The sequence below is a fragment of the Burkholderia sp. COPS genome, from assembly GCF_019425585.1.
GTDB lineage: Bacteria > Pseudomonadota > Gammaproteobacteria > Burkholderiales > Burkholderiaceae > Burkholderia > Burkholderia cepacia.
Genome location: NZ_WIXR01000078.1, coordinates 1 through 8,711, shown reverse-complemented (window position 1 = coordinate 8,711; position 8,711 = coordinate 1). Strand labels below are relative to the sequence as shown.

The window sequence follows — 8,711 nt, the reverse complement described above, 5'->3', positions numbered from 1 at the left end:
TACGTCGGGCACTTCCGGCACGTCGGGTACTTCCGGCACCTCGGGTACTTCTGGCACCTCGGGTACTTCCGGCACCTCGGGTACTTCCGGTACGTCAGGCACCTCCGGCACCGGCGTCACCCCGCTCGGCAATGTCCTCCAGAAATCCGGCAACCTCGTGACGGCAGTCGGTACGACGGTCGCGAACGGCGGCGGCGTGATCGGCGGCGTACAAATCCCCGGCACGAACCCGACGACGGCCAACAGCGTCGGCAACGCAGTCACGAGCCTCGGCAATGGCGTGCAGGCGCTCGGCAACGGCGTCGCGGCCGGCCTCGGCTCGATCGGCGTGTCGGCGAACCCGCTCGGACCGACGCTGACGTCGACCACCGGCCTGCTGACCGGCGCCGGCGGCGCAGTCAATAACCTCGGCAACGCGGTGAAGAGCCTCGGCTCCGGCCCGCTGTCGCCGCTGTCGCCGGTCACGACGCTCGTCGGCGATCTCGTCAACACCGTGGGTGGCGCCGTCAACTCGACCGCGTCGGGCCTCAACACGGCGCTGAACAGCTCGCCGGTCCAGCAGCTCGAGACGCAGGTCGGCAAGGTGATCAACCCGATCACGAACACGCTGACCGGCGGTGTCACGACGCCGGGCGCCACGCAGACGCTCGGCGGCGTCACGCTGCTCGGCACGCCGCTCAACGGCCTGCTGAGCGCACTCGGCAACGGCCTCGCCCTCGCCGGCACGAAGGTCGGCGGCGCAACCGGCAACCCGGTCGGCACCGGCCTCGGCGGCGTCGTGGCACAGCTCGGCAACACGGTGACGTCCACCGGCGGCCTCGTCCACGACAACAACGCGGGCAGCTCCAGCAGCGGCACGGGCGGCAGCAACCCGCTCGCCCCGATCACGGGCCTGCTCGGCACGCTGACGGGCGGCCTGGGCGGCGGCAGCTCGAGCGGTTCGGGCGGCACGAGCGGCACGAGCAGCGGCGGCCCGCTCGGACCGGTCACGGGCCTGCTCGGCTCGCTGACGGGCGCGCTCGGCGGCCTCGGTTCGAGCGGCACGAGCGGCACCGGCGGAACGAGTGGCACCAGCGGCACCGGTGGCGCGGGTGTCGGCGGCCTGCTGGCGCCGGTCACCAACCTCGTCAATTCGCTGACGCCGCTCGGCGCCAGCCTCACGGGCACGGTCACGACGCCGGGCGGCAACGTGACGGGCACGCTCGGCGGCCTGCTGTCGAGCGGCCCGGTCGGCACGGTGACGGGTGCACTGACGACGCCGGCAGGCGCCGCCGGCGCCATCGGCACCGCGAGCCCGGGCGGCGCGGCCGGCGCGGCCACGACGCCGGCTGGCGGCGGCTCCGTGGCTGCCGGCCTGACCGGCAGCTCGAACGGCGGTGCCGCGGGCGGCGCCGGCAACCTGCTGTCGCCGGTGACGAACCTCCTCGGCGGTCTGCTGGGCGGCGGCACCAAGAAGTAACGCTTTACCTATCAGAACCACAGGCCAATGGCCGGGCGCGCATCCATACAAAGCCCGGCCGACGGCCGGCGTCACCCGCCAAGCGGGGGCGCCGGCCTTCACCCGTACGAGGATCCGATCATGAACTCCACGCTTGACGGCATCGCCGCGGTCCAGGACCGCCCACCCCGTTCCGCCACGCCCCTGCGCGCCGGCCTGCTCGGCATCGCCGCCGGACTGTTCGCGCTGTGGATCACGCGCGGCCAGCCGACTTTCGATGCAGCCACGCGCGCGGTCATCGCCAGCCTCGCGATCATCGGCACGATCGCGCTGCACGAAATCTTCATCTCGCGCGTCTACCTGCGCCCGAGCGCGGGCCTGTCGCGGCAGGCCGTGCGCCCGCTCGGCATCGCGCGCGTCGCGACGCGGCTCGGCGCGTTGGCGTCGATCTATGCGGGCATCGGCGCGATCTACTGGCTGCTGCCCGAATACCACGGCGCGTTCTACCGGCCGTTCTGGTCGCTGCTGCGCTCGCTCGCGCCGTACGTGATCGTCGCCGCGCCGTTCTACTTCGCGTGGATGGATCGCCACCAGCGCGAGACCGACGACGCGTACCTGCTGTGGGGCCGCTTCCTGTTCCGCCGCGAGCAGCCCGCGAGCTGGAAGCCGGTGCGCGAGATGCTGGCCGGCTGGGGCGTGAAGGCGTTCTTCCTGCCGCTGATGACCGTCTACCTGTCGAAGGACGCCGATCACCTGACCGCGTCGCTCGCGAACGCGATGCACGCGCCGGCGACGATCGCGACCTTCATGTTCATGTACGACCTGTCGTTCACGATGGACCTGATGTTCGGCACCGTCGGTTACCTGTGCACGTTCCGCATCCTCGACAGCCACGTGCGCACCGTCGAGCCGACGACGCTCGGCTGGGTAGCCGCGCTGATGTGCTACCAGCCGTTCTGGTCGCTGTTCTCGAACAACTACATCCGCTACGAAGGCACGTTGTTCTGGGACAACTGGCTGCAGTCGGCCCCGACGCTGCGCGTGATCTGGGGCACGGTGATCATCCTGCTGCTGCTGACCTACGCGCTGTGCACGATCTCGTTCGGGCTGCGTTTCTCGAACCTCACCAACCGCGGGATCATCACGTCGGGCCCGTACCGCTTCACGAAGCATCCGGCGTACATCACGAAGAACCTGTCGTACTGGATGGTGTCGGTGCCGTTCGTCGAGCCGCTCGGGTGGCAGGTCGGGCTGATGCACTGCGCGGGGCTCGTTGCGGTCAACCTGATCTACTACACGCGGGCGAAGACCGAAGAGCGGCACCTGATGCGCGACCCAGACTATCGCGCGTATGCCGAATGGATCGCGCAACACGGGTTGTTCGCGCGGATGAAGCAGGCGTTCGGGCAGCGCGCGCCGGCCTGACACGGCGGCGCAAGGCGGGGCTTGCGGCCCCGCCCACGCTTGCGTCGGCGTTCGCACATCGACGTTTCGCCGGTTCCGGCACAATGCGCGCGCCCTTGCGACCAGGTACGCGCGCAGCAGTGCTCGCTGCCGCGACTCGATCGCGATCCGCGCAACGCGAAGCTGTGTGCGTACGACGAGGCACTCGGCTTCGCGCGCGTCGCGCTTTGTCCGCTGCCCGGCGGTTACATCGCTTCGCTCTACGAGCGCGGTGGCCGATTGACGGCACCGGCCATGCGCGCACTACCCGGCAGCGACTGTCCGGCTGGCCCGTCCACCGCTCAGGCTACGAAATGCGCCCATGCGGCCAATTGTCGCGAAACGATACGATTCTCCGCGTTTCGTCGCTTTTCTCCACCGATACGATTGCCTGCTCCCGGCGCCTCGCGTATGGTGCTGGCCGTCCGCGCCCGATCGGTCGCCCGGACACCCGACCGTCGTCGCGCACGACGGCCGCGCGGGCCGTGCCCGCCGTCACCGTCTCCGCGGCACCGCCCTTCGGCGCCGCGCATTCATGAGGAGAGAGACGTGATTCACAAAGTCCTGATCCTGTTCGCACTCTGCATCGCGGGCCTCGCCGCGATCGCCGCCGGTTTCCAGCACATCCCCAGCTGATTCGCGGCCCCGGCTCGCTTCGCCGAGCCCGGGGGCCGCACCCATTCCTCTCCCCTCTTGCGATGAACCACTTTCTCGGACCGCCCGGGACGGGCGCCTTTTGCCATGCGCATCGACGTACAGCATTCCCAGCACGACATCGACGATGAACTCGACTCGCTCTACGCACGCCTGCACCAGCCGGGCCATCGCCTGCACGGCCTGCCGGCCGTCGCGCTCGGCCGCTCCGGCCTGATCGTCCGCCACCGCGAGGCCGACGGCGAGTACTTCCTGTACGTCGAGGATCCGGCCGCGCGCCAGCTCGCCGGCTATACGGTGTTCAACCGCCTGCCCGAAATCCCGCGTCGCGCCGACCGCTACCTGCGCGCGCCGCACACGCGGCTGCGCGGATCCGCGCAACGCAAGGGCCTCGCGACGACGCTGTATCGCTGGGGACTCGACGCCGGCCTGTGCCTGATCAGCGGCGCCCGTCAGTCGATCGGCGCGGCGCAGCTGTGGACCGCGCTGGCCCATGACTATCGACACGGCTTCGTCGACATCGAAGGCCGCGCGCTGCGCTATCTGGGCGAAGCCGTTGCCGACGACGTGCACGGCGCGCTGCATACGCGTCGTCTGCTGCTCGGCAACGGGTGGGAAATCGGCGCATTCGCGCGCGCGGCCGGGATGGCCGACGTCGTTGCCGCAGAATGTCGCCACCCGGGATTTCCGCAGGAAAGGCGCGAACCGCACCGCTTGCACGGGGGCGCCAAAGCGCGTCACTCCGCCCGTGCACCGATGCGATAATCCGTCGGGCCCGCGCGCCCCCATCGCGCAAACCACCCAACGACACGCTCCTCGATGGCTACCGAACTCCAACCCGATTCCGAGCGCCGCATCGACATCGTCGCGTTATGCGGCAGCCTGCGCGCGCAGTCGTATAACGCGGCGCTGCTGGATGCGGCGGCACGCGTCGCGCCGCCCGGGACACACATCACGCGCTTCGATCGCCTCGGCGAATTTCCGCTGTTCAACCCCGACGCGGAATATCCGTCGCCGGCCGCGGTGCGCGACCTGATCGATCGCCTGAACGCCGCCGACGGCGTGCTGATCGCGAGCCCGGAATACGCGCACGGCGTGACCGGCGTGATGAAGAACGCGCTCGACTGGGTCGTGGGATGCGAAGCGTTCGTGTACAAGCCGGTCGCGGTGCTGAACGCATCGCCGCGCGCGACGCATGCGGACGCGGCGCTGCGGGAAACGCTGTCGGTGATGTCGGCGAACATCGTCGAGCGCGCGTCGATCACGCTTCCGATCCTCGGCAGCCAGCTCGACGCGGCAGGCATCGCCGCGCATCCGCCGTTCGCGGCGGCGCTGGTCGAGGCATTGCACGCGTTCGGCGCTGAGATTGCCGAAGGCACGTCAACGCGCTGACGTTGCGCAACCTGGATTCCATCGCAGTCCGGATTAATCGGACGCCGTGCCCATCGACGGGCGCAACGTCCGGCCCGGATCATCGTCCGCGATAGATCGGTCTGTCGGCCGTCATCGAACCCGATTCGCTCGCGGCCGGTGCCGCCATGCCGTATCCACTGGTATCGGCCGTCGACGTGCCCGTCGAACCGATCTTCTTCAGCGCTTCCGCCAGTCGTGCCGGATAGTATGGGTCTTCGCCGTTCTGCCGGTAGCCGGCTGCACGCAGGGCGGCCAGTTCGGCCTTCACCTCCGCGCGCGTCACGGTGGACTGCGGCGCGGCCCACGCGGAAATGGAAACGGAAACGGAAGCGGTCGCGGCAACCGTCGCGAGAACATACAGAGCAAGCTTGTTCATCTGATCTCTCCTGAGCATCGACGACGTTGTCGACGGAGAGTGAGTCGAGCCGCGTGCGCAAAGATGACACTCGCCGAAGAAAAAATCCGGCGTCGCGTCGCGGTGCAGCTGCCACGCGGCACGCCGGCAGGAGCGGCATGTAACGGCGCATTGAACGAAAACCCGAACGTCTGTCAGATTCCGCCGGCTCGCGCGACTACCGGCATGTGGCCCGGCGCCACCCTCTGTTTTCGTTCAAAGGGTCCGACATGAAAACCAGAATCTGGATACTGATCGCGTCGCATCTCGCGACGGGGCTCGTGGCGTTTGCCGCGGGCATCTACGTGCTGCCGATCCTCACGGCGACGGAAGGCGCAAGCGCCGTCGAGCTGCAAGTGGCCGCGGAAAACGCGCGCCATACCGGCCGCTTCGAACGCAACCTGCCGGGCAGCGACGCGCTGCACTGGGCGGACGGCAAGCTGACCGTCACCGATTCGTCGATCGCGTTCGAGGGCGACATCGCACCGGGCCCCGACTACAAGCTCTATCTCGTGCCGGCCTTCGTCGATACGCGAGCGTCGTTCCTCGCGATCAAGGCGCGCGCCGTACGCGTGGGCGACCTGAAGACATTCGGCAATTTCGTCGTGGCGCTTCCCGACGACGTGAATCCCGCGCAATACACGTCGGTCGTGATCTGGTGCGAACGCTTCTCGAAATTCATCAGCGCGGCCCGCTATCAAAGCGCGCCGGCGTCGGGCCTGACGTCGATGTGACCGGCCCCCGGCGGCGGCGGTGCGTGCCCGCGCGCTACCGGCTCTTGCCGCGCGCGCCCTTCTTCACCGTCTTCGCGCGCGGGGCTTCCTTCTCGGGCTGCGCGCCGCCGCCGGCGAGATCCTCGAGCCATGCGAGCGCATCGACATACGACAGGAACTGCTGCAGATATTCCGGCGACAGCTCGCGCATCGTCGCGAGCGACCGGTGCACGAGACTGTTCGAATTGAGCGGCCCCGCGTTGCGCGGCACCTGGTCGAGCGACTGGCGGTACTGCTGCTCCGTGCGGACCTTCGACCACATCGTGCGGAAGTAGTCGACCAGCTCGGGATCGAGCCCGCGCCGGTCGGCCTGCGCATCGCGGCCGAGCCGTTCGACGAGCGCCGCCAGCGACGGGCCGCGTCCGGCCGCACCATCGTCGGCTTGCGCGATGCTGCTCGCGGCGGCCTTCGCTTCGTCGGCCCGCGCGACGACCGCCGCGAAGCCTTCGATCAGCGCGGCGAGCCGCGCGTCGAGCAGCCCGCGCGCGTTGCCTTCGAGCGCGGCCGCACGCCGCTCGAGCGCGTCGATCCGGAGAAAGCGCACGGGGTCGAGCCGGTCGGCGCCCTGCTCGCGCCATGCGTCGAGCGTCGCGCGAACGTGCGTCGCGTCGTCGGTCACTTCGCGTTCCCTCCGTTCGATGCCGACTTGCGCGGCACCGGCGCGATCTCCACGCGACGGTTCTTCGCACGGCCTTCATCGTCCGCATTCGAGCTGACCGGCTGTTCCGAGCCGAACGCGGCCGCGAACACCGACGACGCCGGCACGCCGGCGTCGATCATCGCGCGCGTGACCGTCAACGCGCGCTTGGCCGACAGTTCCCAGTTGTCCGCGAACTGGCGGTTGCCGGCATGCACCTGCTGGTCGTCGGCGAAGCCGCTGATCATCAGGATCTCGTCGCGGGTCTTCAGGTAGGCGGCGAGCGGTGCGGCCAGCGTCTTCAGCAGGTCGCGGCCGGCGGGCTGCAACTGGTCGGAGTTCAGCGCGAACAGCACGTTGCCGCTGATGCCGATGCGCCCGTTCACGAGCGTCACGCGGCCGGCCGCGAGCGGCCCGGCGAGCGCCTGCTCGAGCGACTTGCGCTGCTGCGCTTCCTGCTGGCGCGCACGCACGGCTTCCTCGAGCTTCGACGTGAGCTGCAACTGCATGCCGATCACGCCGACGAGGATCAGCACGAACGCGCCGAGCAGCACCGACATCAGGTCGGCGAACGCGGGCCACACCGGCGCGGAGGACGCGCCGCCGTCGATTTCGTCGTGCATGCGTTACGCTCCGACGGACGCCCGCCGGCCGGCGAGCTGCTGCAGGTCTTCGACGATCTGCTTCTGCGACATCATGCTCAGGTCGATTACCTCACGCGCCTGCGCGACGTAGTACTCGAGCTGCTCGTCGCTGCGCGCGAGCGACTTCTCGAGCGCGGCCTCGATGCGTTGCAGATGGGTCAGCAGCTTGTCGTTCGACTCGCCGAACACCTGCACGGCCATCCCGAACGCATCGCCGAGGCTCGCGACCTCGACCGCGCCCGCCGTCACTTGCGCGGCCACCGAGTCGAGCTTGCGCGTTTCGGCGTCGACGGTGTCGTTGAAGCGCGCCCCGACGCGGTCGAGCAGGTCGGCCGACGTGCTGACGAGCGCGTCGATCGCGGTGCGCTGTTCGGTCGACGCGTGATTGACCGCGCCGAGCAGCGTTTCGAGCGTCGCGAGCAGGCGGCTGCGTTCCTCGAGCATCGCGGTGTCGTGTACCAGGCTGTCGGACAGGCGCTGGCGCAGCTCGGCGACGACGTCGGCCGCGGCCTTCGGCGCCTCCGACGCAGCCTGCACGAGGCGCGCGATCTCGTTGATCGTGTCGCTCGCATGCACCTGCGCCTGCGCGGTGATGTCGTTCGCGGTGCGGGCCAGCGTGTCGCAGATGTCCTGCTGGCGCGTTGCGGCCTGCGCGCTCGTGTGCGCCCATTCGTCGCGCAGCGCGGCCGCCATCGCGGCGAGCGAGTCGTTCCACGCGGCGAGGCGTTGTTCGTCACGGGCGGCCAGTTGCGTCTGCAGGCCCGTGTGCGAATCGCGGATCGTCGACAGCAGGTCATTCGAGCGCTGTTCGAACGTTGCAGCCTGCGTGGTCAGGTCGCGCGTCGTTTGCGCGAGTGCGTCGCAGATTTCCTGCTGACGGCCTGCGCTATGCACGCCTGCGCGTTGCCATTCGTCACCGAGCTTCGCGGCCATCGCGGCCAGCGATTCGTTCCACGCGGTGAGGCGTTCCTCGTCGCGTGCGGCCAGTTGCGCCTGCAAACCCGTGTGCGACTCGCGAATCGTCGACAGCAGGTCGTTCGAGCGTTGTTCGAAGGTCGAAGCCTGCGCGGTCAGGTCGCGCGTCGTCTGCGCCAGCGCGTCGCAGATTTCCTGCTGACGGCCCGCGCTGTGCACGCCTGCGCGTTGCCATTCGTCGCCGAGCTTCGCGGCCATCGCGGCCAGCGAATCGTTCCACGCGTCGAGGCGCTCCTCGTCGCGTGCGGCCAGTTGCGTCTGCAAACCCGTGTGCGACTCGCGAATCGTCGACAGCAGGTCATTCGAGCGCTGTTCGAAGGCCGAAGCCTGCGCGGTCAGG

8 protein-coding genes and 2 pseudogenes are annotated in these 8,711 nt (G+C 69.3%); 5 read left to right on the top strand and 5 right to left on the bottom strand.

The window, feature by feature from the left end; translation table 11 throughout:
* A pseudogene (locus tag FOZ70_RS38380) lies at positions 1-225 on the bottom strand (highly repetitive protein); the annotation flags it as partial.
* On the opposite strand from FOZ70_RS38380, the gene FOZ70_RS36580 reads away from it, so the two are divergent.
* From FOZ70_RS36580 to FOZ70_RS36565, 4 genes are all read left to right on the top strand, one after another.
* A complete protein-coding gene (locus FOZ70_RS36580; RefSeq protein ID WP_059484749.1) occupies positions 158-1,459 on the top strand; it encodes a collagen-like triple helix repeat-containing protein in 1,302 nt (433 codons plus the stop codon). The pseudogene FOZ70_RS38380 and the gene FOZ70_RS36580 overlap by 68 nt on opposite strands.
* 120 nt (positions 1,460-1,579) lie before the next feature.
* Positions 1,580-2,863 (top strand): isoprenylcysteine carboxylmethyltransferase family protein, encoded by a 1,284-nt coding sequence (locus tag FOZ70_RS36575; RefSeq protein ID WP_021163891.1) that lies wholly within the window; start codon positions 1,580-1,582, stop codon positions 2,861-2,863.
* A gap of 759 nt (positions 2,864-3,622) precedes the next feature.
* Positions 3,623-4,300, top strand: coding sequence for a hypothetical protein (locus tag FOZ70_RS36570; RefSeq protein ID WP_021163894.1), 678 nt, complete (start codon positions 3,623-3,625; stop codon positions 4,298-4,300).
* Positions 4,301-4,354: 54 nt separating this feature from the next.
* Positions 4,355-4,927, top strand: a complete 573-nt coding sequence (locus FOZ70_RS36565; protein WP_060054575.1) for an NADPH-dependent FMN reductase — start codon at positions 4,355-4,357, stop codon at positions 4,925-4,927.
* Between the two features lie 79 nt (positions 4,928-5,006).
* Here the strand turns inward: FOZ70_RS36565 and FOZ70_RS36560 are convergent, their stop codons facing one another.
* On the bottom strand, positions 5,007-5,324 hold the full coding sequence (locus tag FOZ70_RS36560; RefSeq protein ID WP_048020252.1) for a DUF4148 domain-containing protein: 318 nt from the start codon (positions 5,322-5,324) through the stop codon (positions 5,007-5,009).
* 248 nt (positions 5,325-5,572) lie between these two features.
* Between FOZ70_RS36560 and FOZ70_RS36555 the strand changes: the two genes are divergently transcribed.
* Positions 5,573-6,076, top strand: a complete 504-nt coding sequence (locus tag FOZ70_RS36555) for a DM13 domain-containing protein (RefSeq protein ID WP_059589530.1) — start codon at positions 5,573-5,575, stop codon at positions 6,074-6,076.
* Between the two features lie 34 nt (positions 6,077-6,110).
* On the opposite strand, the gene FOZ70_RS36550 is transcribed toward FOZ70_RS36555, so the two are convergent.
* From FOZ70_RS36550 to FOZ70_RS36540, 3 genes and pseudogenes are all read right to left on the bottom strand, one after another.
* On the bottom strand, positions 6,111-6,734 hold the full coding sequence (locus tag FOZ70_RS36550) for a DUF2894 domain-containing protein (protein WP_219707834.1): 624 nt from the start codon (positions 6,732-6,734) through the stop codon (positions 6,111-6,113).
* Complete coding sequence (locus FOZ70_RS36545) at positions 6,731-7,375, bottom strand: OmpA family protein (RefSeq protein ID WP_021163899.1); 645 nt, start codon at positions 7,373-7,375, stop codon at positions 6,731-6,733. The genes FOZ70_RS36550 and FOZ70_RS36545 overlap by 4 nt, the downstream gene beginning before the upstream one ends.
* Positions 7,376-7,378: 3 nt before the next feature.
* Positions 7,379-8,711 (bottom strand): annotated as a pseudogene (locus tag FOZ70_RS36540) (DUF802 domain-containing protein); the annotation flags it as partial.

Excerpts from the sequence above, each read along its gene's own strand:
- FOZ70_RS36575 (WP_021163891.1), top strand. The coding sequence starts at position 1,580 with ATGAACTCCACGCTTGACGGCATCGCCGCGGTCCAGGACCGCCCACCC.
- FOZ70_RS36570 (WP_021163894.1), top strand. The coding sequence starts at position 3,623 with ATGCGCATCGACGTACAGCATTCCCAGCACGACATCGACGATGAACTC.
- FOZ70_RS36565 (WP_060054575.1), top strand. The coding sequence starts at position 4,355 with ATGGCTACCGAACTCCAACCCGATTCCGAGCGCCGCATCGACATCGTC.
- FOZ70_RS36560 (WP_048020252.1), bottom strand. The coding sequence starts at position 5,324 with ATGAACAAGCTTGCTCTGTATGTTCTCGCGACGGTTGCCGCGACCGCT.
- FOZ70_RS36555 (WP_059589530.1), top strand. The coding sequence starts at position 5,573 with ATGAAAACCAGAATCTGGATACTGATCGCGTCGCATCTCGCGACGGGG.
- FOZ70_RS36545 (WP_021163899.1), bottom strand. The coding sequence starts at position 7,375 with ATGCACGACGAAATCGACGGCGGCGCGTCCTCCGCGCCGGTGTGGCCC.